The organism is Mesorhizobium sp. B2-2-3, from assembly GCF_006442405.1.
GTDB lineage: Bacteria > Pseudomonadota > Alphaproteobacteria > Rhizobiales > Rhizobiaceae > Mesorhizobium.
Genome location: NZ_VFWC01000006.1, coordinates 249101 through 273480, shown reverse-complemented (window position 1 = coordinate 273480; position 24380 = coordinate 249101). Strand labels below are relative to the sequence as shown.

Here is a 24380-nt window from a genome sequence, read left to right as displayed (position 1 = left end):
CGGCTTGGAGGCGCAGGAATTCGCCGTCGTCACCAACGCCGAGGAAGAATACTCCCTCGCAAGGGCGGGTTGAGCAAGATGAAGACGGTTCTTTGCTACGGCGACTCGCTGACCTGGGGCTACAATGCCGAGGGTGGCCGTCATGCGCTCGAGGATCGCTGGCCAAGCGTGCTGCAGACCGGACTAGGTGACGGCGTGCATGTCATTGCCGAGGGGCTGAATGGCCGCACAACGGCGTTCGACGATCACCTGGCAGGCGCCGACCGCAATGGCGCAAGAACGCTGCCGACGGTGCTGACCACGCATGCGCCGATCGACGTCATCGTCATCATGCTCGGCGCCAACGACATGAAGCCCTGGATCCACGGCAATCCCGTTGCGGCCAAACAAGGCATCCAGCGCCTGATCGACATCGTGCGCGGCCACGACTATCCGTTCGACTGGCCGCCGCCGCAGATCCTCATCGTCTCGCCGCCTCTCGTCAGTCGCACCGAAGATGCCGAGTTCAAGGCGATGTTTGCCGGCGGCGACGATGCGTCCAAAGAGCTTGCGCCGCAATATTCCGCGCTTGCCGATGAGGCTGGCTGCGGCTTCTTCGATGCCGGCACTGTGGCCAAGACCACGCCGCTCGACGGCGTCCATCTCGATGCCGAAAATACGCGAAACATCGGCGAGGCGTTGACGCCGCTCGTGCGCGTCATGCTGGAATTGTGATTGAAGGAGAAAACCGTGGCTGAGAACTACGACGTCATCATCATCGGCTCCGGTCCCGGCGGCTATGTCACGGCAGTGCGTTCCGCGCAGCTCGGTTTCAAGACGGCGATCGTCGAGCGCGAGCATCTCGGCGGCATTTGCCTGAACTGGGGCTGCATTCCGACCAAGGCGTTGCTGCGTTCGGCCGAGATCATGCATTATTCGGATCATCTGAAGGACTATGGACTGAAGCTCGACGGCAAGGTCGGCGTCGATACGTCGGCCGTCGTCGACCGCTCGCGCAAGGTTTCGCTGCGGCTCAATGGCGGCGTCGCCTTCCTGATGAAGAAGAACAAGGTCGACGTCATCTGGGGCGAGGCCAAGCTGACAAAACCGGGCGAGATCGTCGTCGCCAAGACGGCCAAGAAGCCGATGGAGCCACAGCCGCCTGTGCCGAAAGGCGTCAAGGGCGAGGGCACCTACACCGCCAAGCACATCATACTAGCGACCGGCGCCCGGCCGCGGGCGCTGCCGGGCATCGAGCCGGACGGCAAGCTGATCTGGACCTATTTCGAGGCCATGGTGCCCAAGGAAATGCCGAAGTCGCTGCTGGTGATGGGTTCGGGCGCCATCGGCATCGAATTCGCCTCGTTCTACCGCACCATGGGCGCCGACGTGACCGTCGTCGAGCTGCTGCCGGCCGTGATGCCGGTCGAGGACGCCGAGGTGTCGAAATTCGCCCAGAAGCAGTTCGAGAAGCAGGGCATGAAAATCATTCTCGAAGCCAAGGTAACCAAGGTCGAGAAAAGCGCCAATTCAATCACCGCGCATGTCGAGATGAAGGACGGCAAGGTGGAGAAGATCACGGCCGATCGCATGATCTCGGCCGTCGGCGTGCAAGGCAATATCGAGGGCCTCGGCCTGGAAACGCTTGGCGTGAAGACGGAGCGCGGCTGCGTGGTCGTCGACGGCTACGGTAAGACCAATGTGTCCGGCATCTACGCCATCGGCGATGTCGCCGGCCCGCCGATGCTCGCCCACAAGGCCGAGCATGAAGGCGTCGTCTGCGTCGAGAAGATCGCCAATTTCCCCGGCGTGCACGCCACCGACAAGCTGAAGATCCCTGGCTGCACCTATTGCAATCCGCAGGTCGCTTCGGTCGGCCTGACAGAAGCGAAAGCCAAGGCCGAGGGCAAGGATGTCAGGGTCGGCCGCTTCCAGTTCGCCGCCAATGGCAAGGCCATCGCGCTCGGCGAGGACCAGGGCTTCATCAAGACCATCTTCGACAAGAACACCGGCCAACTGCTTGGCGCCCACATGGTGGGCGCCGAAGTGACCGAACTGATCCAGGGTTTTGTCGTTGCGATGAACCTCGAGACGACCGAGGAAGAACTGATGCACACGATCTTCCCGCACCCGACGCTGTCGGAGATGATGAAGGAAAGCGTGCTCGACGCCTATGGCCGTGCGTTGAACGCATGATAGATTGGCCGCACGAGACTCAGACGCGAAAGCCGCAGGAGCTCGACGGCAAGTTAGTTCGTTTCCGGATGCGTTTTTTCTCAAGCAAGGAGAGGGCATATGGACGTGAATGGCGTGGGCTGGATCGCAGCCATCATCATCGGCGGCCTGGCGGGCTGGTTTGCCGAAATGGTCATGAAGAGCAATACCGGCGTCTTGATGAACATCATCTTAGGTATTGCCGGCGCAGTGGTGCTGAACGCGATCCTGCGAGCCTTGAACATCGGCGTATTTGGCGTCGGCTGGACCGCCTACCTGATCACCGGTTTCATCGGCGCCTGCCTGCTGATCTGGGCCGGGCGTCTGGTGCGCCGTTAGTCGGTATCGTTTCCGCCATGCGAAAACGGTTGTGGCGGCATGTACCGCCGCAGCCTTTTTCTTTGTGCTGAAAAGTCCTAGATGACGTGTAAGTGACGATCGCCGGCGGCGATCGCAAAGAAAACCAGGGTTCCGATGGTCACCGTCCTCGACACGATCGCCAATGCGCCGCGGCTGCGGCATCCGGAGAAGGCGCACAAGCCCGACCAGGACGTGCTGCGCAAGCCTGACTGGATCCGCGTCAAGGCGCCTGTGTCGAAAGGCTATGCCGAAACCCGCGAGATCGTGAAATCGCACAAGCTGGTGACGGTCTGCGAGGAGGCCGGCTGCCCGAACATCGGCGAGTGCTGGGACAAGAAGCACGCCACCTTCATGATCATGGGCGAGATCTGCACACGTGCCTGCGCCTTCTGCAACGTTGCCACCGGCATCCCGACCGCGCTCGACCCGGACGAGCCGGCACGGGTCGCCCACGCGGTCAAGCAGATGGGCCTCAGCCACGTCGTCATCACCTCTGTCGATCGCGACGATCTCGCCGATGGCGGCGCGCAGCATTTCGCCGAGGTCATCCGTGCGATCCGGGCGGCGACGCCTTCAACCACGATCGAGATCCTGACGCCCGACTTCCTGCGCAAGGACGGCGCACTGGAGGTCGTGGTTGCGGCAAAGCCCGATGTCTTCAACCACAATCTCGAAACGGTGCCGTCGAACTACCTGACGGTCCGGCCAGGCGCCCGCTATTTCCATTCGATCAGGCTTTTGCAGCGGGTCAAGGAGCTCGACCCTTCGATCTTTACCAAGTCCGGCATCATGGTTGGACTGGGCGAGGAGCGGAACGAAATCCTGCAGCTTATGGACGATCTGCGTTCGGCCAATGTCGACTTCATGACCATAGGCCAGTATCTGCAGCCATCGAAAAAGCACCACCCGGTGATCCGCTTCGTCACCCCGGAGGAGTTCAAGTCCTTCGAGACGATCGGCCGGACCAAGGGCTTCCTGCTGGTGGCGTCGAGCCCGCTGACCCGCTCCTCGCACCACGCCGGCGACGATTTCGCCAAGCTGCGCGCCGCGCGCCAAGCGCAGCTCGAGAAATCGCTCTGATGCATGTCGCCCAAAGTGACTTCGGGTTTGGGGAGAACGGCATGCACGAAAACAAAGACTCTAAGGTGCGTCGCATGAGTCTGTGTCGACGCGACGCGCTTTAGAGCCGGGTTCATGCCGAAATTCGAAGCCACCCGCCGCGTTTCCCACACGCCGGAACAGATGTTCGCCCTGGTCGCCGACATCGAAGCTTATCCGCAATTCCTGCCGCTTTGCGAGGCACTGACGGTGCGCTCGCGCAAGGAGCGTGACGGGCGCACGATCCTCGTCGCCGATATGAGCATCGGCTACAAGGCGATCCGCGAGACCTTCACGACGCAGGTGCTGCTGAAGCCCGACGAGCGTGCGATCGACGTCAAGTACATCGACGGTCCGTTCAAATATCTGACCAATGTCTGGCGATTCGACCCTGCCGACGGCGGCTGCGCGGTCTGCTTCTTCATCGACTACGAGTTCAAGAGCCGCATTCTGGGCGCCCTGATGGGCACGATGTTCGACCGTGCCTTCCGCATGTTCTCCGAAGCCTTCGAAAAGCGTGCTGATGTCATCTACGGTGCAAGACCGGCGTGAGCATGCCCAAGCGCGTGCAATCCCAGCTTGAGTGCATGGCTGACGGTCTCCTGGCGAATGAAAGCACGGCCTTCATCGGCGAACAGCACCCGCTCGGCCGTCACCGGCCGGCCACTTAGGCCAATGCCGAACCAGACCAGGCCGACTGGCTTTTCCGGCGAGCCGCCGCCCGGTCCGGCAATGCCGGTAACGGCGAGGCTGAGCCCGGCACGGGAGCGCGCCAGCGCGCCGGTTGCCATTTCGATCGCTGTCTCGCGTGAAACCGCGCCATGAGCCTCCAGCGTGGCGGCGGAAACCCCGAGCATGTCCAACTTGGCTTCATTGGAATAGGTGATGAAGCCGCGATCGACCACGGCGGAAGAGCCGGCGATGTCGGTCAGCGCGGCGATGATCATGCCGCCGGTGCAGCTTTCCGCCGTCGCAAGCATAATGCCGCGCTTCTGGCAGGCTTGCAGCAATGCATTTGCCAGTTCGCTGTTGCTCATTCCGGCACCTCGCCGGGAAACACCACGCTCGCCGTGGCGATCGCCGCAATGCCTTCCTCGCGGCCGACGAAACCGAGCTTCTCGTTGGTTGTCGCCTTGATGGAGATGCGGTCCGCAGAGATGGCTAGCATCTGCGACAGGGCAGCCGTCATCGCCTCGCGATGTGGGCCGACGCGTGGCGCCTCGCAGATCAGCGTGATGTCGGCATTGGCGATGCGGCCGCCGCGCGCGCGCACCAGCTTTGCCGCATGTTCTACGAATATCCGGGAGGCAGTACCCTTCCACTGCGGGTCGGACGGTGGGAAATGCGTGCCGATATCGCCCGCGCCGCAGGTCGCCAGCAGTGCATCGGTAAGGGCATGGAGCCCGACATCGGCGTCGGAATGGCCGGACAGTTTCTTGTCATGCGGGATGGCGATGCCGCATAGCATGACGTGGTCGCCAGGCTCGAACGCGTGGACGTCGTAGCCATTGCCGGTTCTGATATCGGGAAAGCGCATGCGCTCGCTGGAAAGTCGTTGGTCCGCCATGGCGATGTCCCGTGCCCAGGTGAGTTTGACGTTGTCCGGCGAGCCGGGAACGAGTTTGACCGGCATCTGCATCCACTCGGCGATCGCGGCGTCGTCGGTAAAGTCGGTTTTGCCGCTGTTATAGGCTTCCTCATGCATGGCCATAATCGCCAGGAATGGGAAACCCTGCGGCGTTTGCGCTGCGTGAAGCCCGCTCCGGGAAACCGTTTCGGCGACCATCCCGGCGGTGGATTCGCGTTTCAGCGTGTCGGCGACGGGCAACGCCGGGAGCGCGCCCTCGCGCTCGCCGATGGCTGCGATCGTGCGGTCGATCAGGTCCGCGTCGACGAAGGGGCGCGCCGCGTCGTGGATGAGAACCTTGTCCGGTGCGTAGCTTCTCAATGCCTGCAGTCCGAGTCGAACCGAGTCTTGCCTGGTGGGGCCACCCGCAATTGCCGTGACGCGATTGGAGTGTGCGCCGACGGCATGTCGAAAAAGTTCGTGATCCTCGGCGTGTATTGCCACGACGAGCGGGCCGATACGCGGATGCGCCAGGAAAATATCGATGACGTGGGCGATGACGGCGCGACCGCCGATCTGCTGATATTGCTTCGGGCCATCGGCCTGTCCGGCACGCGCGCCGCGGCCGGCCGCAACAATAACCACCGCGACCTTGCCGTTCGCCTCCAAAGCCTGATTTTCGCTCGCGTCAGTCATGCCGATTGGCTTAGCGCACGATCCCCAAAAGTGTAATCGGTTTTCGGAGAGATTGTAGGCCGAACAGGAAGCCCTAAAACGTCCATTGCGTGTTCGTGCAAGGCGCGGCGCTTTGCTCGGGACTGCAGCCGAGCTCGGCACTTCCCAATTGCGCCGTAATGTGGCGTCATTCCGCGTTGCACATTGCGGCCGATATGGCTAGAGAATGTGCAGCAAATGAACATGCTTGGTTTTTGTGCATGCTTGACCTGACCAAATTGGCCGCACCTCTCGACGTCGGCGGCGTGAGTATCCGCAATCGCGTGTTCCTCGCGCCGATGTCGGGAATTACCGACGAGCCGTTCCGGCGACGCGCCCATGCGCATGGCGCCGGCCTGGTCGTATCCGAAATGGTGGCAAGCGGCGAGCTCGCCAAAGGCAGGGCCGGTTGCGACCTGCGCATACGTCATTCGGGCCTGCCCGTTCATATGGTGCAGCTTGCCGGCCGCGAGGCGGCACACATGGCCGAAGGCGCGCGCATCGCCGCTGGCGAGGGCGCCGACGTCATCGACATCAATATGGGTTGCCCCGCCAAGAAGGTGACTGGCGGCTATGCCGGCTCCGCACTGATGCAGGACCTCGATCATGCACTGTCGCTGGTCGACGCCGTGGTCGGCGCGGTCGCTGTGCCGGTAACGCTGAAGATGCGGCTCGGCTGGGACGAAACGGCGCTCAACGCGCCTGACCTGGCGCGCCGTGCCGAGCAGGCGGGCGTGAAGATGGTGACAGTGCACGGCCGCACGCGCTGCCAGTTCTATCAAGGCAAGGCTGATTGGCGCGCAATAGCCCGCGTCAAGGCTGCCGTGTCGATCCCGGTTGTCGCCAATGGCGATGTGTCTTCGCCTGCGCAAGCAGCCGCTGTTCTGGAGCAATCCGGCGCCGATGCGGTGATGGTGGGCCGCGCCCACTACGGCGCGCCCTGGGCCGCCGGAACCATCGCGGCCGCGGCGGCAGGCGAGGTTGGCCGCGTGCCGGAAAGCGCTGCGGAACTGACCGACTACATCATTGCCCATTACGAGGACATGCTTGCGCTCTACGGCGTCGAGAGCGGCCTGCGCCAGGCGCGCAAGCACCTCGGCTGGTATCTGGACCGCCATGCCGGCGCCCTTGCCGACGAAAAGCGCAAGGCCATTCTCACGTCTTTCGATCCCGCGCGGACGATTACCTTGCTTCGCGAGGTGTTTTCGGCCGCCGAGCAAGCACCCATGCGGAGCGCCGCATGAACGCCTCCGTCGGCCAGGGCCCGGAAATGGCGGATGCCGCCCAGATCGTGCTCAACACCATCCGCCGTCCGGTCATCATGATCAGCCCGGAGGGGTTCATCACCTTCGCCAACGCCGATGCGGAGGACTTCTTCCGCTCGAGCGCGACGATGCTCGCCCGCAACACGCTGTCAAAGCTCATCCCCTTCGGCAGCCCATTGCTGACGCTGGTCGACCAGGTGCGCGAGCGCCGGGCCCCCGTCAACGAGTACCGGGTCGACGTGTCGTCTCCGCGTCTCGGCATCGAGAAGGTGGTCGATCTCTATGTTGCCCCGGTGCCGGAGTTTCCAGGCTCCGTCGTGGTGATGTTCCAGGAACGGTCGATGGCCGACAAGATCGACCGGCAGATGACGCATCGCGGCGCGGCGCGCTCGGTGACCGGTCTGGCGGCGATGCTGGCTCACGAGATCAAGAACCCGCTCTCCGGCATCAGGGGCGCTGCCCAGCTGCTTGAACTGTCCGCTTCAGACGAAGATCGCGCGCTGACGCGGCTGATAACCGACGAGACCGATCGCATCGTGTCGCTGGTCGATCGCATGGAGGTGTTTTCCGACGAGCGGCCGATCGACCGCTATCCCGTCAACATCCATGTCGTGCTCGACCATGTGAAGGCGATCGCAAAGAACGGTTTTGCTAAAAAAATCAAGATATTGGAGGATTATGATCCTTCATTGCCTCCGGTTTTCGCCAACCGCGACCAACTCATCCAGGTGTTCCTAAACCTGGTCAAGAACGCCGCCGAGGCGATCGGCGGCGACCCCCAAGGTGAAATCGTCCTGTCGACGGCCTTCCGGCCGGGCATTCGCGTTTCGGTTCCAGGCACTCAGGATCGCGTGTCGCTGCCGCTCGAGTTCTGCGTGCGCGACAACGGTTCCGGCGTCTCGGAGGATATCCTGCCGATCCTGTTCGATCCCTTCATCACCACCAAGCCGAACGGCTCGGGACTGGGCCTCGCGCTGGTGGCCAAGATCGTCGGTGAGCATGGCGGCATCATCGAATGCGAATCGACGCCGCGCGCGACAATGTTCCGCATCCTGATGCCGGCCTGGAAGGAAACGGCGCTCGGTGCCGATGAAGACGCTGAAGGAGACCGCAAATGACCGTTCGCGGCAATATTCTCGTCGCCGACGACGATGCGGCGATCCGTACGGTCCTCAACCAGGCCCTTTCGCGTGTCGGCCATGAGGTGCGCGTGACCTCCAATGCCTCGACGCTGTGGCGCTGGGTGGCGGCGGGCGAGGGAGATCTCGTCATCACCGACGTGGTGATGCCGGACGAGAACGCATTCGACATGCTGCCGCGCATCAAGAAAGCACGGCCGGAGCTGCCCGTCATCGTCATGAGCGCCCAGAATACGTTCATGACGGCGATCCGTGCCTCCGAGACCGGCGCCTACGAATATCTGCCGAAGCCGTTCGACCTCACCGAGCTCCTCAACATCGTCAACCGGGCGCTGTCGGAGCCGCGGCGGCCGAAGATCGACGCACGGCCGGAAGAGCAGCCCGAGACGATGCCGCTGGTCGGCCGCTCGGCCGCCATGCAGGACATCTACCGCATGCTGGCGCGCATGATGCAGACCGACCTGACGGTGATGATCTCCGGCGAGTCGGGCACCGGCAAGGAGCTGGTGGCGCGTGCGCTGCACGAATATGGCCGCCGCCGCGGCGGACCGTTCGTCGCCATCAACATGGCGGCCATCCCGCGCGACCTGATCGAATCGGAACTGTTCGGCCATGAGAAGGGCGCCTTCACCGGTGCGCAGAACCGCTCAACCGGCCGCTTCGAACAGGCCGAAGGTGGTACGCTATTCCTTGACGAGATCGGCGACATGCCGATGGAAGCGCAGACGCGCCTGCTGCGCGTCCTCCAGCAAGGCGAATACACGACGGTCGGCGGCCGCACGCCGATCAAGACCGACGTGCGCATCGTCGCCGCCACCAACAAGGATTTGCGCACGCTGATCAACCAGGGGCTCTTCCGCGAGGATCTTTTCTATCGCCTCAATGTCGTGCCCCTCAGGCTGCCGGCGCTGCGCGAGCGCTCCGAGGACGTGCCGGACCTCGTCCGGCACTTCTTCAAGCTCGGCGAGATGGAGGGTCTCCAGACCAAGCGTATCTCGTCGGGCGGCATCGAATTGATGAAGCGCTATCCCTGGCCGGGCAATGTGCGCGAACTGGAAAACCTGGTCCGCAGGCTCGCCGCGCTCTATTCGCAGGACGAGATTTCCGCCGAGATCATCGAGGCGGAACTCAAGACCGGCGAGCGTCCCGTGGTGCCGGGCGGCGGCAACCTCATTCCCGACGACCTGTCCATCGGCCAGGCGGTCGAGCATTTCCTGCAGCGCTATTTCACCTCGTTTGCCGGCGAATTGCCGCCTGCCGGCCTCTACCAGCGCATTCTCTCGGAGGTCGAGTATCCGCTGGTGCTGGCCTCGATGACCGCGACGCGCGGCAACCAGATCAAAGCCGCGGAACTGCTGGGGCTCAACCGCAACACGCTGCGCAAGAAGATTCGCGAACTCGGCGTCAACGTCTACAAATCGTCACGCCAGGCCTGAGCCGGGATAGAGCCGAAGCGCTTTTTCCGGGGGACTGTCCGCGAAAGATTTCCGTCCAGGCCACACTTGTTGCATAATCGCCACAATGCGTTGCATAGATCCGACGCAATCAATGGCTCTAGACGGCGACATGGCTTCGCAGGCTCCGACACCGAACGAACCGCTTTTCAACGACCCCGGCACGCGTGACGGGCGCCGGCTGCTGGCGCTGCCCGGCGTGGTGGCGGTCGTCGGTGCGCTGGTCATGGCGGCCATTTCGTTCGCGATCCTGGTCGGCGCGACGCCGATTGCGCCCGACGCCAGGACAACCTGGGCGCTGATCGCGCTCAACGCCATCTTCGTCCTGTTGCTGATCGCACTGATCGGCCGGGAGGTGCATCGCATCGTCATGGCGCGCCGGCATGGCAAGGCAGCCTCGCGGCTGCATGTGCGCATCGTGGCTATGTTCGCGCTCGTCGCCGCCATCCCCGCCATCATGGTGGCCATCATTGCGTCGATCACGCTCGATATCGGCCTCGACCGCTGGTTCGAGATTCGCACCAAGACGATCGTCAATTCGTCGCTGTCCATCGCCGATGCCTATGTGCAGGAAAACGCGCGTAACCTTCAGGGCACGACGCTGTCGATGGCCTATGACCTCGACGCGTCGCGCACGCTTTACGGCCTCGACCGGACTGGCTTCCTCGATCTGATGAGCAAGGAAGCGGTGGGCCGCTCGCTGGCGCATGCCGCGCTGATCAAGCCCGACGGCTCCTTCGTGATGAGCGCCAAGACCGATGCCGACTTCGCCATGCCGGAACCGCCCGAGGGAGCGGTCGCCAGCGCCACCGACGGCAAGCCGGTTCTGATCGAGCCGCGCACGCGCAACATCATGGGCGCCATCGTCAAGCTGCGTGAGATCGAGGGGCTCTACCTCTACACGATCCGGCTGGTCGATCCCGAGGTGATAAAGGCGCGCCAGATCGTCAGATCGAATACCGACGAATATCGCAACCTCGAAGACAACAGGCGCACTTCGCAGGTGGCGTTCGCGTTGCCTTATTTGTCGTTGACTTTGATTATCATCCTGTCGGCAATCTGGACCGGCATTGCCGTGGCCGACCGGCTGGTGCGGCCGATTCGTCAGCTCATCGGCGCTGCCGACGAGGTCGCGACCGGCAATCTCGACGTCGCCGTGCCGGTGCGCCCGTCCGACGGCGACGTTGCCTCGCTCGGCAACACTTTCAACAAGATGCTGCAGGAATTGAAATCGCAGCGCAACGAGATCCTGTCCGCCAAGGATCTGATCGACGAGCGACGGCGCTTTTCGGAAGCGGTGCTGGCCGGTGTCACCGCCGGCGTCATCGGCGTCGATCCCTATGGCATCGTCACCATCGTGAACCGCTCGGCCGAGTCCATGCTGGCCATTTCGGCCAGTGCGGCACTCGGGCAGAACCTTTCCGCCATTCTGCCGCATGTCGGCCGCGTCTTCGAGATCGGCCGCCAGTCGGGCAAGCCCGTCTATCGCGAGCAGGTGACGTTTTTCCGCGCCGGCACGGAGCGGACTTTCAACGTGCAGATCACCATCGAGGCCGGCGATAACGGCACTGAGGAGAAATCCTACGTCGTGACGGTCGACGACATCACCGATCTGGTCCAGGCGCAGCGCTCCTCTGCCTGGGCCGACGTGGCGCGCCGCATCGCCCATGAGATCAAGAACCCGCTGACGCCGATCCAGCTTTCAGCCGAGCGCATCAAGCGCCGCTACGGCAAGGTCATCACCGAGGACCGCGAGGTGTTCGACCAGTGCACCGACACGATCATCCGGCAGGTCGAGGATATCGGTCGCATGGTCGACGAATTCTCCGCTTTCGCGCGCATGCCGAAGCCCGAGATGAAGTCCATAGACCTGCGTGAATCCCTGCGCGAAGCCTCGTTCCTGGTCGAGGTGAGCCGTTCCGACATCACGTTCGAGCGCATATTCGGCAACGAACCGCTCAAGGGTACTTTCGACAGCCGCCTGTTGGCGCAGGCTTTCGGCAACGTGATCAAGAACGCCGCCGAAGCGATCGACGGGCTGGAACAGAAGGACGGTTCGCACGGCATAATCCGGATTCAAGCCGGACGTCAGAATGGCGCGATTCGCATCGACGTCATCGACAATGGCAAAGGCCTGCCGCGGGAGAATCGCCAACGGCTGCTGGAGCCCTACATGACCACGCGTGAGAAGGGCACGGGCCTTGGCCTCGCCATCGTCAAGAAGATCGTGGAGGACCATGGCGGCAGGCTGGAGCTCCACGATGCGCCTGCGGATTTCCACGGCGGGCGCGGCGCGATGATCAGCATCATCCTGCCACCTGCGGCCGTGGCGCCAGCGCGCGGCGAAAGCAGGACGGAACACGAAAGAGAAACTGAAAAGGTCGGTAATGGCGTCTGATATTCTGATCGTCGATGACGAGGAAGACATCCGTGAGCTCGTCGCAGGCATACTGAGCGACGAAGGTCACGAAACCCGCACGGCATCCGATGCCGACACCGCGCTGGCGGCCGTCGCTGACCGAGCCCCGCGGCTGATTTTCCTCGACATCTGGTTGCAGGGTTCGCGCCTGGACGGCCTGGCTTTGCTGGACGAGATCAAGACCATGCACCCCAACCTGCCGGTGGTAATGATTTCGGGCCACGGCAACATCGAGACCGCGGTCTCCGCCATCAGACGCGGCGCCTATGACTTCATCGAGAAGCCCTTCAAGGCGGACAGGCTGATTCTGATTGCCGAGCGTGCGCTGGAAACCTCCAAGCTGAGGCGCGAGGTTTCCGATCTCAAGCTGCGCAGCGGCGAGACCTTCGACCTGATCGGCATGTCGTCGGCGATGAGCCAGTTGCGCCAGACCATCGAGCGCGTCGCGCCGACCAACAGCCGCGTCATGATCATTGGGCCCTCCGGATCTGGCAAGGAGCTGGCCGCGCGCGCCATCCACACGCTGTCGGCACGCAAGAGCGCGCCTTTCGTGACGCTGAGCGCCGCCAACATCACGCCCGAACGCATGGAGATCGAACTGTTCGGCACCGAATCGAACGGTGTCGAGCGCAAGGTCGGCGCCCTGGAGGAAGCCCATCGCGGCATCCTCTACATCGATGAGGTGGCCGACATGCCGCGCGAGACGCAGAACAAGATCCTGCGTGTGCTGGTCGAACAGCAGTTCGAGCGCGTCGGCGGCACCAAACGGGTCAAGGTCGATGTCCGCATCATCTCCTCGACGTCCCAGAACCTGGAGGCGATGATCGCCGATGGCCGTTTCCGCGAGGATCTTTACCATCGCCTTGCGGTGGTACCGGTGACGGTGCCGGGACTTGCCGAGCGGCGCGAGGACATTCCTTATCTCGTTGACAATTTCATGAAGCAGATCGCCCGTCAGGCCGGAATCAAGCCGCGCCGCATCGGCGATGACGCCATGGCGGTGCTGCAGGCGCACAATTGGCCAGGCAATGTTCGCCAATTGCGCAACAATGTCGAACGGCTGATGATTCTGGCGCGCGGCGACAATGTCGATGCGCCGATCACCGCCGACCTGTTGCCATCCGAAATCGGCGATGTCATGCCCCGCACGCCGAACCAGTCGGACCAGCACATCATGGCGCTGCCGCTGCGCGAGGCGCGCGAACAATTCGAGAAGGACTATCTGATCGCCCAGATCAACCGGTTCGGCGGCAACATCTCGAAAACGGCCGAGTTCATCGGCATGGAGCGTTCCGCGCTGCACCGCAAGCTGAAGTCGCTCGGCGTCTGACTGATATCTTGAGCGGTTCGGCGTTTGATGCATTGCCGGCCCGGTTCGATACCTTGCTCAAGCAGTTCCGGCCGGAAAACCGTTACACGCTTTCTGGAGTTGCTTCAGTGGCCCACGCGATTATCCATCACTGTTGAGGCGGAATCGCTTAAACAAGCCGAAGCAGATCCCCCGAGGTGACAAATGCCGCGTATTGCCTATGTGAACGGGCGCTACACCGCTCATGCCGATGCCGCTGTGCATATCGAAGACCGTGGCTACCAGTTCGCCGACGGCGTTTACGAGGTCTGCGAAGTGGCGCGCGGCTTCATCGTGGACATGCCGCGTCACCTCGCCCGGCTGAACCGTTCGCTGAGCGAGCTGTCGATCGGCTGGCCGGTCACCCCAGGCGTCCTGCCGCTCATCATGCGCGAAGTGGTCAATCGCAACCATGTCGTCAACGGCCTGGTTTACGTTCAGGTCACACGCGGCGTCGCCAGCCGAGACTTCGCCTTCCCCTCGGCTGATACCAGGCCGTCGCTGGTGATCACCGCCAGGAAGCTGGATCCCGCTGCTGGAGCCAAGCGGGCCGAGACCGGTATCGCCGTCATCACCGTGCCCGAGAATCGCTGGGATCGCGTCGACATCAAGAGCACCGGCCTGCTAGCCAATGTGTTAGCCAAGCAGAAGGCCAAGGAAGCTGGCGCGCAGGAAGCCTGGTTCGTGGATACGGACGGCAACGTCAAGGAAGGCGGGTCGTCGAATGCCTGGATCGTCACCAGGGACGGCGTTCTGGTTACCAGGCCCGCCGAGCACGGTATTCTGCGCGGCATAACCCGCACCACCATGTTTGAAGTGGCGGCCAAGCTCGGACTCAAGATCGAGGAACGCGGTTTTTCCGTCGCCGAGGCCAAGGCGGCGAGGGAGGCTTTCATCAGTTCCGCAACCACGATCGCCATGCCGGTCGTGGCCATAGACGGCGACCCGATCGCCAACGGCCACCCCGGCTCGATAACACTTTCGTTGCGGCAAGCCTTTTTTGACATTGCGGAAAAAAGTCCAGCCTGATAACCGCACAGGTGGAATGAACATCAATATATCTCGTTCTGCTTGTCGTTACTGACGACAAGACGGTGTTTGCGCGCTTGACATGTGCTGGTTAATTTGGCGCATTGGCTTGCAAACCGAAGGGGATCGGCGAAAGACAAGAACAATGGCGGAACGATCGCAAAACCTTCAGGACCTGTTCCTGAACTCCGTTCGCAAGAGCAAGAACCCGCTCACCATCTTTCTCATCAACGGCGTGAAGCTGACCGGCGTCGTCACTTCATTCGACAATTTCTGCGTCCTGCTGCGCCGCGACGGCCACTCCCAGCTCGTCTACAAGCACGCCATTTCCACGATCATGCCGAGCCAGCCGGTTCAGATGTTCGATGGCGAGGAAAGCCAGGGCGCCTGATTGGCACGTGAGAAGGACCCGGACCGCAGCGTTCGCGGAAAATCAGCACATCAGCCGGGGACGGAGGCCGAGGGTCCGACCCGGGCAGTTGTCATCGTGCCGGTGCTTACCCGCCAGCCGCGCGGCGAGGACGACACCAACCGTCCGCGGCTGACGCGCTCAGCCGAGGCCCGTCACGACGAGGCGGTCGGTCTTGCCCGCGCCATCGATCTCGATCTGATCCACACGGCCGTGGTTACCGTCAACGATCCACGTCCGGCGACCTTGCTCGGCAGCGGCAAGGTCGAGGAGTTGGCGGAGATCGTCAAGGAAGGGCATGCGGAGGTGGTCATCGTCGATCATCCGCTGACGCCGGTGCAGCAGCGCAACCTCGAGAAGGAATTCAACGCCAAGGTGCTGGACCGCACCGGGCTGATCCTCGAGATATTCGGCGAGCGCGCCCGCACCAAGGAAGGCACGCTGCAGGTCGAGCTTGCCCATCTCAACTACCAGAAGGGCCGGCTGGTGCGCAGCTGGACCCACCTCGAGCGCCAGCGCGGCGGCGCCGGCTTCCTCGGCGGCCCCGGCGAAACCCAGATCGAATCGGACCGGCGCGTCCTGCAGGACAAGATCGTCAAGCTGAAGCACGAGTTGGAGACGGTGCGCCGCACCCGCGACCTGCATCGTGCCAAACGCAAGAAGGTGCCGTTTCCGGTGGTGGCCATCGTCGGCTACACCAATGCTGGAAAATCGACGCTGTTCAACAAGCTGACCGGGGCAGGGGTGCTGGCGCAGGACATGCTGTTCGCCACGCTCGATCCGACGCTGCGCCGCGTGCGGCTGCCGCACGGCACGCCGATCATCCTCTCGGATACGGTCGGCTTCATCTCGGACCTGCCGACGCATCTCATCGCGGCTTTCCGCGCCACGCTTGAAGAGGTGGTCGAGGCGGATCTCGTCATCCATTTGCGCGACATTTCCGATCCTGACACATCCGCCCAGGCTGACGACGTCGAGCGCATCCTGGCCGATCTCGGCGTCGACGCTAGCGATACCAAGCGGGTCATCGAAGTCTGGAACAAGGTCGACCTGCTCGATGCAGGCAATCGCGCACGGCTGCTTGCCGAGAGTACGGACGCCAAGGCGCCGCCCGTCGCCATATCGGCCGTCACGGGCGAAGGCATTGACGCGCTGAACGCGATTATCGAGACACGCATGTCCGGCGAGCTTGAGGATCTGACGGTGACGATCGGGCCGGCGCAGTTCGGCCTTGTCGACTGGCTTTACCGCAATGGCGATGTCGTTTCGCGAACCGACAATGACGACGGCAGCGCCACCATCTCCCTCAAGGCCACGCAAAGTGCCCGCGAAGAGATCGAAAGCAGATTGCGTCGCAAGAATAACGGTTAACGCCAGTTATTTCGCGCTCTTCGCTTCCTGCCAGAGCGCTTCCATTTCGTCCAGATCAGCCTTTTCCAGCGAACTGCCGGATTTCTCCAGGGCCTGCTCGACATAGTGGAAGCGCGAACGGAATTTCTCGTTGGTGCCGCTTAGCGCTGCTTCCGAATCGAGCTTCAGGTGACGGCCGAGATTCACGACGGCAAACAGCATATCGCCGAATTCATCCTTGATCCCCGCGGTTTGGCCTTTGGCCAGCGCCTCGCGCAATTCGCGGATCTCTTCCTCGATCTTGTCGAGGATGGGGGCTGCCTCGCTCCAGTCGAAACCGACGCGGGCGGCCTTCTCCTGAAGCTTCAATGCCCGCGTCAGTGCGGGCAGGGCGACCGGCACGCTGTCCAGAAACCCCTTGCCGTTGTCTTCCGGGTCGAGTCCGCGCGCGAGACGGGCGCTACGCTTCTCGGCCTTCTCTTGTGCCTTGATCTTCTCCCACATGCCCTTGGCCATGCCGGCACTGCGGGCCTGTTCGTCGCCGAAGACGTGTGGATGGCGGCGGATCATCTTCGTGGTGATGGCCTGGACCACGTCGCCGAAAGCGAACTCGCCGGCTTCCTCAGCCATCCGCGCGTGGTACACGACCTGCAAAAGGAGATCGCCGAGTTCGTCGCGCAGATCGTCGAGATCGCCGCGCGCGATGGCGTCGGCCACCTCATAGGCCTCCTCGATCGTGTAAGGCGCGATGGTCGAGAAATCCTGTTCGATATCCCAGGGACAGCCGGTCTTTGGCGCACGCAGCGCCGCCATGATTTCGATCAGGCGCGAAATGTCTTTCGATGGCTTCATGCGGCGGATGCTATCGCGCGGTCCGCCGCGCGGCCAATGCCGTCGGCGAGCGAAGCGGGCTTGTCCACAGTTGCGCCGAACAAGTCCGGTCAGTCGAGCACGGAAACGATCGCCTTGGCGAGCTTGTCCATGCCGTCTTCCGGCAGGCCGGCGACATTGATGCGGCTGTCGCCGACCATGTAGATGCCATATTCCGCGCGCAGCCGTTCGACCTGCGCTTCCGTGAGCCCAAGCCGGGAAAACATGCCGCGATGGCTGGCGACGAAATCGAAGCGGTCGGAATTGGACTGCCGGCGCAGCGCCTCGGCGAATTGCACCCGAAGCCTGAGCATGCGCAGGCGCATCTCCTCGAGCTCGGCTTCCCAGTCCGCGCGCAAGACCGCGTCCTCGAGCACGATGCGCACTGCCGCTGCGCCGTGGTCCGGCGGCATCGAATACATGGCACGAGCCGCCGACAGCATCTGGCCCAGCGCCACGTCGGCCTGCGCGCTGTCCCTGGCCAGGATCATCGCCGCGCCGACACGGTCGCGGTAGACGGCGAAGTTCTTCGAGCAGCTGGACGCGACGACCATTTCCGGAACTTTTTCGGCCAGCAGCCGCAGTCCGCCGGCATCGGCCTCGAGGCCATCGCCAAAGCCCTGATAGGCAATGTCGACAAACGGCAGCAGGCCGCGCTCGACGACGAGATCGGTGACAGCGGCCCACTGCGCGATGTCCAGATTGGCGCCGGTCGGGTTGTGGCAGCAGCCATGCAGCAGCACCACGTCGCCGCCCTTCGCCGTGCGCAGTGCTGCCAGCATGTCGTCGAAGCGAACGGCGCCCGATGTCGCGTCGAAATAGGGATATTCACGGATTTGCAGCCCGGCGGCGCGCATCACTGGCATGTGGTTCGGCCAGGTGGGATCGGACAACCAGACCGTCGCATCGGCGCGGGTTCGCTTCAAAAGCTCGGCCACCAGCCGCAACGCGCCGGAGCCGCCCGGCGCCTGCGCGGCACGGATCCGCGTCATGTCTGCGTCCGCACCGAAGGCGAGCCTGGCCATCACGGTATTGAACCCGGTGTCGCCGGCGAGGCCGAGATAAGTCTTGGTGTCCTGACCCTGCAGCAGCCGCTTCTCCGCCTCGCGCACGGCCCGCATGACCGGCGTCTTGCCGTCGCGATCCTTGTAGACGCCGACACCGAGGTCGACCTTGTCGGGTCGAGGATCGGCACGATAGAGGCCGATTAGGGCAAGGATCTTGTCGGCGGCAGCCGGCTGAAGGTTTTCAAACATCTGCATGGTTCCGTTGGCGCGGCGGAGTGATACGCAAATCGAACCCCTTGCACCAGCGGTTTTAACTCGCGCCAGCCTGAATCGCATAGCCTGGCATCGCTGCGAGCCACCTCCGCGGCTGCATATCTGCGGCGTTTCGCGAAAAAATCTGCAGGGCCGGGATTAAAACCCCCACATGTTCCGTAAACAGGGCATGAAACGGTCGATGCCACGCTTCGATATCGTCGGACAACTCGGTTCGCTCAGGCGTTACGCGCGCTCGCTGACGCGCGACGGTGCCGATGCCGAGGATCTCGTGCATGACGCTCTTGTGCGCGCCTATGAGCGGCGCGGCACCTTCCGCTCGGGCGGAAATTTGCGCGCCTGGCTGCTGTCCATCGTCCACAACACGTTCGTCGACCGCATGCGCTCGCGACGCTCTGAAGCAGCGCGCATCGAACAGGCTGGATACCTTGCGGATGGCAGCGCGCCGGCGCCGCAGGAGCATTCGGTGCGCCTTGGCCAGGTGCGCGATGCTTTTTTCAGCCTGCCCGAAGAACAGCGCTCGGCCCTGCATCTCGTCGCCATTGAGGGCCTTTCCTACAGCCAGGCGGCCGATGCCAGCGGCGTGCCACTCGGAACGCTGATGTCGCGCATCGGTAGGGCGCGCGCCGCGCTTCGGAAGATGGAGGAGGGGGCTCCGACGAAGGCGAAAAATCACCTCAGGATTGTTGGAGGCCCGTCATGACAGGAACTATCGACCCCGTGACGGACGCCGATCTCGACGCCTATGTCGACGATCAGCTCGACGTCTCGCGCCGTATCGAAGTCGAGGCCTTCCTCTCCGCCCGGCCGGAAGAGGCCGCGCGTGTGATGTCGGATCTCAGGATGCGGGACGAACTGCGCGTGGCGCTGGCCGGATCAGGCGGCATGGCGAGGCCGGTGACGACCGATGCCGCGCGGCGCCTGGAGAGGGGGCTTGCCCGGGGCCGCATCTTCGGCGTCTTGCAACGTGCCGCGGCGGTGGCCGCTTTCGTCGCTGCCGGCTGGCTGGCTAACGGCATCGTCGGGCCGATGTCTGTGACCAGGGTCGTCGCCTCGCCGCAGCCGCCCGCCTATGTCGACGAGGCGGTGCGCGCGCACAGGACGACCCTTGTGCGCGAAAGCATGTCTTCGCAGGCCGAGGCGCCAAACTACAATGCCGGCGAAATCCGCGCGGCGACGGCCATCGTCATGCCGTCCTTGCCCAATGACTGGAAGGTCCGCGACGTGCAGGTCTATCCATCGCGCTTCGGCCCCAGCGTCGAGATGGCGGTCGAGACCAAGGAGATGGGCCTGGTGTCGCTGTTCGCGATACGGCCGGGAACCTTCGACGTGGTCAAGCCGACCGTCGCGCCCTCGGGCGACATTTCCTCGGCCTATTTCCAGATCGGCGAGGTCGCTTATGCGGTGGTCGCGCAAAGCCAGGTCCGCGACCTCGACCGCGCCGCCGAGACGCTTGCGAGAACGCTTTACTGATCCGTTCACAAAGGAGAATGCAAATGAACACGCCCAACCTGGGATACCGCGTCGGCACCGGCGCCCAAAGCGGCGCCCTCTACGACGAGGGCCTGCGCCAGCACATGCTGCGCGTCTACAACTATATGGGCCTCGGCCTCGTGGTCACCGGCCTCGTCGCGTTCATGGTGTCGTCGACGCCCGCGCTCTACGTGCCAATCTTTTCCAGCCCGCTGAAATGGGTGGTGATGCTGGCGCCGCTCGCCTTCGTCCTGCTGTTCTCGTTCAAGATGCAGACGATGTCGGCGGCAAGCGCGCAGGCGATGTTCTGGGCCTTCTGTGCGGTCATGGGTCTGTCGCTGGCCTCGGTCTTCTTGGTTTTCACCGGAACCAGCATCGCACGCACCTTCTTCATCGCCGCCACCATGTTCGGCGCCACCAGTCTCTACGGTTACACGACCAAGCGTGACCTGACCCAGTTCTCGTCCTTCCTGATCATGGGCCTGATCGGCGTGGTGATCGCCAGCATCGTCAACATCTTCCTCGGCTCGACCGCTTTGCAGTTCGCCATCTCGGTGATCGGCATCGCCGTGTTCATCGGCCTGACCGCCTGGGACACGCAGTCGATCAAGGAACGGTATGCGGAGAACTTCGACGCGGAGTCGCGGCAGAAGCTGGCCGTTTTCGGCGCCTTCTCGCTCTACCTCAACTTCGTCAACATCTTCCAGCTGTTGCTGAACTTCACCGGCGAGCGGGAATAGTCCGAACTGTAGCAGGCAACACCTTGCATCTTGCCGTGGCCGGAGGGAAATCTCCGGCCACTCTTCATTTGAGACGGCGCCTTGTCCGCTTGTGCCATCGCACGTTCATCGTGACTGTGTGAAACGCAATGCAAACCGCCGCCTTGAGTTCACGCCTGGCCATTTGCTAGCCTGCCGGCCAAGCAAAGACAAACCGCGAGAACATATGGCACAGGACAGCCAGACACTTCATGGCGACGACATCTCGGCCGTTATAGTCGGGCAGGGGGCCGAACTGGTCTCGCTGCGGGATGCGGATGGGCTGGAGCTTGTGTGGCAGGCCGGACCGGCCTGGCGCCGTCATTCCCCGGTGTTGTTTCCGATCGTCGGCCGGCTGAAGGGCGACCAACTGCGCCATCGCGGCCAGACCTATTCGATGACGCAGCACGGCTTCGCCCGCGATAAGTCGTTTGCCTGGGCGGAGAGGGGTTCTCGGTCCTGCATGCTGGTGCTCACCGACGACGCGGAGACCCGAACGCACTACCCCTTCGCCTTCCGTCTGGCGGTAACCTACACTCTCGACGGCCGGCAGCTTGGCGTCACGTTCGAGATCACCAACACCGGCGACGAGCCGCTACCGGCGTCGATCGGGGCGCACCCGGCATTCAACTGGCCGCTGCTGCCGGACCTGCCCAAGGAGGCCTACCGCCTGACCTTTGCAAAGCCCGAGCATGCGCCGATCCGCCGTCTCAAGGACGGGTTACTGCTGGCGGCAAGGCAGCCGACGCCCATCGAGGGCAACATTCTCGCTTTGTCGGATCGGCTGTTTGACGAGGATGCCTTGATCCTGGACCAGCCTTCCAGCACCGCTGTGCGTTACGGTGCCGATCGTGGTCCGGCGATCGAGATGCATTGGAACGGATTCCGGGAATTGGGCGTCTGGTCAAAGCCGGGCGGCGCGCCATTCCTCTGCATCGAACCCTGGCACGGCCTCGCCAGCCCGGTGGATTTCGATGGCGAATTCGCCGACAAGCCAGCAGTGATGCTGATCGAGCCGGCCGGAAGGCGCGTGCTCGGCTATCGGATCGAACTTCAACCGCAGACGCGTTAGCTGAAAGGCTGGCGTCGCGTTCATGGATGGTGGAGTTGTTCGTAAACATCCAGCTCGCTTGATTTGGAGGAATGCAGCATGGACCGATTCACCGGCGGTTGCCTGTGCGGCAACGTCCGAATTGTGGCGACTGGACGCCCATACCGGGTGGGCCTTTGTCACTGTCTCGACTGCCGCAAGCATCATGGAGCCCTTTTTCACGCTTCCGCGATTTTCCCTCAGGATGCGGTCACGATCGATGGCGAAACACGCGACTACGCCGGGCGGTTTTTCTGCCCTCGCTGCGGCTCGACCCTTTTCGGCCGCACCGCCGACGAAATCGAAGTCAACCTGGGATCCCTGGATGCCCCTGACCAACTGACGCCGACCTACGAAAGCTGGATCGTCCGTCGCGAGTCCTGGTTGCCGCCGTTTCCGCTCACGAGACGATATGAGCGCGATCGTGACGCCACGGGCCGCTTCGAGGAGTAGACAAACGGCGGGAAGGCGGCGTGGTCAGGGGACCAGCGGCGCTTCACTCCGGAAGGCCGGCCTTGCGGAAGCCATCGACGAAATGGTCGAGCATCGCCGGATCGCGGAAGGGCTCCGTCCAGACCCAGTGGCTGGTGGTGAAATGCGGATTGCCGACGAGGAACAGTTCGACTTCCGCGCGCGCCTCATCGAGCCGTCCGAGCTGCGCGAGGCTGGCCGCCAGGAAGCGGCGTGAGCTGGTGCGGTAAGTCTCGTCCCGACGCAACGTCTCGACCGCGGCCTCGTAGTCGCGCGCCGCATATTGCGCCGCGCCGAGCGTCAGATAGTACCAGCTTGCCGGAAACGGGTTGAGCCGGAACGCCTTGCGGATTTGTTCGAGCCCTTCCTCGACCCGCCCGGCCAGCACGGAGATGTCAGACAGTGTCGCCCAGGCATCGGCCTCGTTGGGGTCGAGCTCGAACGCCCTGGCGAACTCGGCATCCGCTTCGGCGAAGTCGCGCTCATAGGCAAGCAGGTTGCCGAGCACCCAGCGGCAGCCGGCGTCGTTGGGATCGATCGCCACCGCCTTGCGCGCCAGCTCCAGGGCAATACGGCGGTTGGGTTCCACCGGCTCGCCCCAATGCACCCATCCCATCCAGTGGTTCATGGCAAGCCAGCGATAGGCCTCGGCATAGTCCGGATCGAGCGCGACCGCGCGCGTCAGCATCAGATGCGCCTCCCGCGCGGTCTGCGGCGAATCGTCGATCAGCTTGCGCGCCCGCACGCACAGATCGTAGGCCTCGAGAGTCTTGGGCCGATTGCGCGGCGGCGGCGCGCGCAGCCGGCCAAGCAGCGCCTCCACGATCTTGGCCGTCACCTCGTCCTGAACGGCAAAGATATCGTCCAGGCCGCGATCGAAGCGTTCCGCCCACAGGTGATCGCCGCTCGCCGCGTCGACCAGCTGGGCGTTGATGCGCACGCGCCCCGCGGCACGTCTTGCGCTGCCCTCCAGGAGGTAGCGCACGCCAAGCTCCCGGGCGATCTCGCGCACGTCCGCCGCCTTTCCCTTGTAGGCGAAGGTCGAATTGCGCGCGATGACGAACAAGCCCGAGGCCCTGGACAGGTCGGTGATCAGGTCTTCGGTCAATCCGTCGGCGAAAGGCTCTTGTTCGGGGTCGTTGCTGAGATTGACGAAGGGGAGCACGGCTATCGACGGTTTGTCGGGCAGCGGCAAAGCTTTTCGGTTCGCGCCATCGAGGGGTTCGACGATCCCCGTGAAGCGGTAGCCGACGCGCGGAACAGTGGTGATCCATTCACCGCCGTCGGCGGACGGACCAAGCAGCTTGCGCAGCTGCGCGATCTGGACGGTGAGATTGCCTTCCTCGACGGCCGTACCCGGCCACGCCGCATCCATCAGCTTGGCCTTGTCGAGGATTTCGCCAGGCCGCCCGACGAGCGCCGCCAACAGCTTCAGCCCGCGGTAGCCGACGGCAACAGGATCATCGTTCCGAAGCAGCGTTCCCGCATCCGGATCAAGCACGAACGGACCGAAGGCAAAGCGCGATCCCTGCATAAGGCGCATCTATAGCCCGTTTGGAACTTTTGAGAACTATTTGGGAGGGCTTAATTACGGCGCTGTTTGCATCCGGCACAATTCAACCTCTTTCAGGTCGAGGTCCCAAGTCGAGGACCCACCCTCAAACCATAGGAGGTTGCCATGAACGATACCCTTGCATCGACGCGGTGTCAGACGGTGCGGCCGAGAATGCCTGTAGTGCTGGCGGAAGCGTCGCGTCGGCACTTGGCGACCCTGCGAAGCATTGTCGCGGCCTGGCACGATCGGACCTGGCGCGAGCGGATACGCTTTCGCTGGGAGCTTGAGCGAATGTCGAAGGACAATCCCCATCTGATCGACGACATCGGATTGACGAGACAACAGGTCGAGGCGGAGCTGGCAAAGCCTTTTTGGGAACGGTAGGCCGAATGCTGCAACCAGAGCGAGCGGAGCTCATTGAAAGTTCTGGGGTAGGGAGGTTGCCTCGAGAAGCCGGGGGCAAACCAGCAGCGCGTCGCCAGATCCAAAGCACGAACTCGCCGAGGTCATCGACCAGGTGGATTCTTACGGCTGCATC

At 63.2% G+C, this 24380-nt stretch carries 24 protein-coding genes; 19 read left to right on the top strand and 5 right to left on the bottom strand.

Annotated elements, in window-relative coordinates; translation table 11 throughout:
- The first annotated feature begins 78 nt into the window (after positions 1–78).
- From FJ951_RS13765 to FJ951_RS13745, 5 genes are all read left to right on the top strand, one after another.
- Positions 79–714, top strand: a complete 636-nt coding sequence (locus FJ951_RS13765) for an SGNH/GDSL hydrolase family protein (RefSeq protein ID WP_140515426.1) — start codon at positions 79–81, stop codon at positions 712–714.
- Positions 715–729: 15 nt separating this feature from the next.
- Positions 730–2175, top strand: coding sequence for a dihydrolipoyl dehydrogenase (lpdA, locus tag FJ951_RS13760; RefSeq protein ID WP_140515425.1), 1446 nt, complete (start codon positions 730–732; stop codon positions 2173–2175).
- Positions 2176–2274: 99 nt separating this feature from the next.
- Positions 2275–2532: a GlsB/YeaQ/YmgE family stress response membrane protein gene (locus FJ951_RS13755; protein ID WP_140498561.1), complete on the top strand. Its 258-nt coding sequence runs from the start codon at positions 2275–2277 to the stop codon at positions 2530–2532.
- Positions 2533–2667: 135 nt separating this feature from the next.
- The gene (lipA, locus tag FJ951_RS13750; RefSeq protein ID WP_140515424.1) at positions 2668–3633 is read left to right on the top strand and encodes a lipoyl synthase; all 966 of its coding nucleotides are present in this window, start codon (positions 2668–2670) and stop codon (positions 3631–3633) included.
- 114 nt (positions 3634–3747) lie between these two features.
- Positions 3748–4203, top strand: a complete 456-nt coding sequence (locus FJ951_RS13745; RefSeq protein ID WP_140515423.1) for a type II toxin-antitoxin system RatA family toxin — start codon at positions 3748–3750, stop codon at positions 4201–4203.
- Here FJ951_RS13745 and FJ951_RS13740 read toward each other — a convergent pair.
- Together FJ951_RS13740 and FJ951_RS13735 are read right to left on the bottom strand one after the other, a co-directional pair.
- Positions 4182–4688: a CinA family protein gene (locus FJ951_RS13740; protein WP_140515422.1), complete on the bottom strand. Its 507-nt coding sequence runs from the start codon at positions 4686–4688 to the stop codon at positions 4182–4184. The two genes, FJ951_RS13745 and FJ951_RS13740, sit on opposite strands and share 22 nt — an antisense overlap.
- On the bottom strand, positions 4685–5914 hold the full coding sequence (locus tag FJ951_RS13735) for a bifunctional 2-C-methyl-D-erythritol 4-phosphate cytidylyltransferase/2-C-methyl-D-erythritol 2,4-cyclodiphosphate synthase (protein WP_140515421.1): 1230 nt from the start codon (positions 5912–5914) through the stop codon (positions 4685–4687). Before FJ951_RS13735 ends, FJ951_RS13740 begins: the two co-directional genes overlap by 4 nt.
- A gap of 239 nt (positions 5915–6153) precedes the next feature.
- Here FJ951_RS13735 and dusB point away from each other — a divergent pair, with 239 nt between their 5' ends.
- From dusB to hflX, 8 genes are all read left to right on the top strand, one after another.
- Positions 6154–7176, top strand: a complete 1023-nt coding sequence (gene dusB, locus FJ951_RS13730; RefSeq protein ID WP_140515420.1) for a tRNA dihydrouridine synthase DusB — start codon at positions 6154–6156, stop codon at positions 7174–7176.
- On the top strand, positions 7173–8315 hold the full coding sequence (locus tag FJ951_RS13725; RefSeq protein ID WP_140515419.1) for a nitrogen regulation protein NR(II): 1143 nt from the start codon (positions 7173–7175) through the stop codon (positions 8313–8315). Before dusB ends, FJ951_RS13725 begins: the two co-directional genes overlap by 4 nt.
- Positions 8312–9772, top strand: coding sequence for a nitrogen regulation protein NR(I) (ntrC, locus tag FJ951_RS13720; protein ID WP_140515418.1), 1461 nt, complete (start codon positions 8312–8314; stop codon positions 9770–9772). Before FJ951_RS13725 ends, ntrC begins: the two co-directional genes overlap by 4 nt.
- Positions 9773–9902: 130 nt before the next feature.
- On the top strand, positions 9903–12188 hold the full coding sequence (locus FJ951_RS13715; RefSeq protein WP_181169983.1) for a PAS domain-containing sensor histidine kinase: 2286 nt from the start codon (positions 9903–9905) through the stop codon (positions 12186–12188).
- Positions 12178–13539 (top strand): sigma-54 dependent transcriptional regulator, encoded by a 1362-nt coding sequence (locus FJ951_RS13710; RefSeq protein ID WP_140515417.1) that lies wholly within the window; start codon positions 12178–12180, stop codon positions 13537–13539. The genes FJ951_RS13715 and FJ951_RS13710 overlap by 11 nt, the downstream gene beginning before the upstream one ends.
- A 183-nt stretch (positions 13540–13722) precedes the next feature.
- A complete protein-coding gene (locus FJ951_RS13705; protein ID WP_140498570.1) occupies positions 13723–14586 on the top strand; it encodes a D-amino-acid transaminase in 864 nt (287 codons plus the stop codon).
- 145 nt (positions 14587–14731) lie between these two features.
- On the top strand, positions 14732–14977 hold the full coding sequence (hfq, locus tag FJ951_RS13700) for an RNA chaperone Hfq (RefSeq protein ID WP_006202172.1): 246 nt from the start codon (positions 14732–14734) through the stop codon (positions 14975–14977).
- A complete protein-coding gene (gene hflX, locus FJ951_RS13695) occupies positions 14978–16366 on the top strand; it encodes a GTPase HflX (protein ID WP_140515416.1) in 1389 nt (462 codons plus the stop codon).
- A 6-nt stretch (positions 16367–16372) separates the two neighbouring features.
- On the opposite strand, the gene mazG is transcribed toward hflX, so the two are convergent.
- Together mazG and FJ951_RS13685 are read right to left on the bottom strand one after the other, a co-directional pair.
- Positions 16373–17197, bottom strand: a complete 825-nt coding sequence (mazG, locus tag FJ951_RS13690) for a nucleoside triphosphate pyrophosphohydrolase (RefSeq protein WP_140515415.1) — start codon at positions 17195–17197, stop codon at positions 16373–16375.
- An 89-nt stretch (positions 17198–17286) separates the two neighbouring features.
- Positions 17287–18471: an amino acid aminotransferase gene (locus tag FJ951_RS13685; RefSeq protein WP_140515414.1), complete on the bottom strand. Its 1185-nt coding sequence runs from the start codon at positions 18469–18471 to the stop codon at positions 17287–17289.
- Positions 18472–18676: 205 nt separating this feature from the next.
- Here FJ951_RS13685 and FJ951_RS13680 point away from each other — a divergent pair, with 205 nt between their 5' ends.
- The 5 genes from FJ951_RS13680 to FJ951_RS13660 all read left to right on the top strand — a co-directional run bounded on the left by FJ951_RS13680 (position 18677) and on the right by FJ951_RS13660 (position 22269).
- Positions 18677–19198: a sigma-70 family RNA polymerase sigma factor gene (locus tag FJ951_RS13680; protein WP_246671044.1), complete on the top strand. Its 522-nt coding sequence runs from the start codon at positions 18677–18679 to the stop codon at positions 19196–19198.
- The gene (locus FJ951_RS13675; protein ID WP_140515413.1) at positions 19195–19968 is read left to right on the top strand and encodes an anti-sigma factor; all 774 of its coding nucleotides are present in this window, start codon (positions 19195–19197) and stop codon (positions 19966–19968) included. Before FJ951_RS13680 ends, FJ951_RS13675 begins: the two co-directional genes overlap by 4 nt.
- Before the next feature lie 23 nt (positions 19969–19991).
- Entirely contained in the window at positions 19992–20708 is a 717-nt protein-coding gene (locus FJ951_RS13670; RefSeq protein ID WP_140515412.1) for a Bax inhibitor-1/YccA family protein, read from the top strand.
- Between the two features lie 205 nt (positions 20709–20913).
- Complete coding sequence (locus FJ951_RS13665) at positions 20914–21798, top strand: aldose 1-epimerase family protein (protein ID WP_140515411.1); 885 nt, start codon at positions 20914–20916, stop codon at positions 21796–21798.
- A gap of 78 nt (positions 21799–21876) precedes the next feature.
- The gene (locus tag FJ951_RS13660) at positions 21877–22269 is read left to right on the top strand and encodes a GFA family protein (protein WP_140515410.1); all 393 of its coding nucleotides are present in this window, start codon (positions 21877–21879) and stop codon (positions 22267–22269) included.
- Between the two features lie 43 nt (positions 22270–22312).
- Here FJ951_RS13660 and FJ951_RS13655 read toward each other — a convergent pair whose 3' ends face one another.
- Entirely contained in the window at positions 22313–23830 is a 1518-nt protein-coding gene (locus FJ951_RS13655; protein WP_181172235.1) for a winged helix-turn-helix domain-containing tetratricopeptide repeat protein, read from the bottom strand.
- 135 nt (positions 23831–23965) lie between these two features.
- Here FJ951_RS13655 and FJ951_RS13650 point away from each other — a divergent pair, with 135 nt between their 5' ends.
- Entirely contained in the window at positions 23966–24226 is a 261-nt protein-coding gene (locus FJ951_RS13650) for a DUF1127 domain-containing protein (protein WP_181171999.1), read from the top strand.
- Positions 24227–24380: the final 154 nt, after the last annotated feature.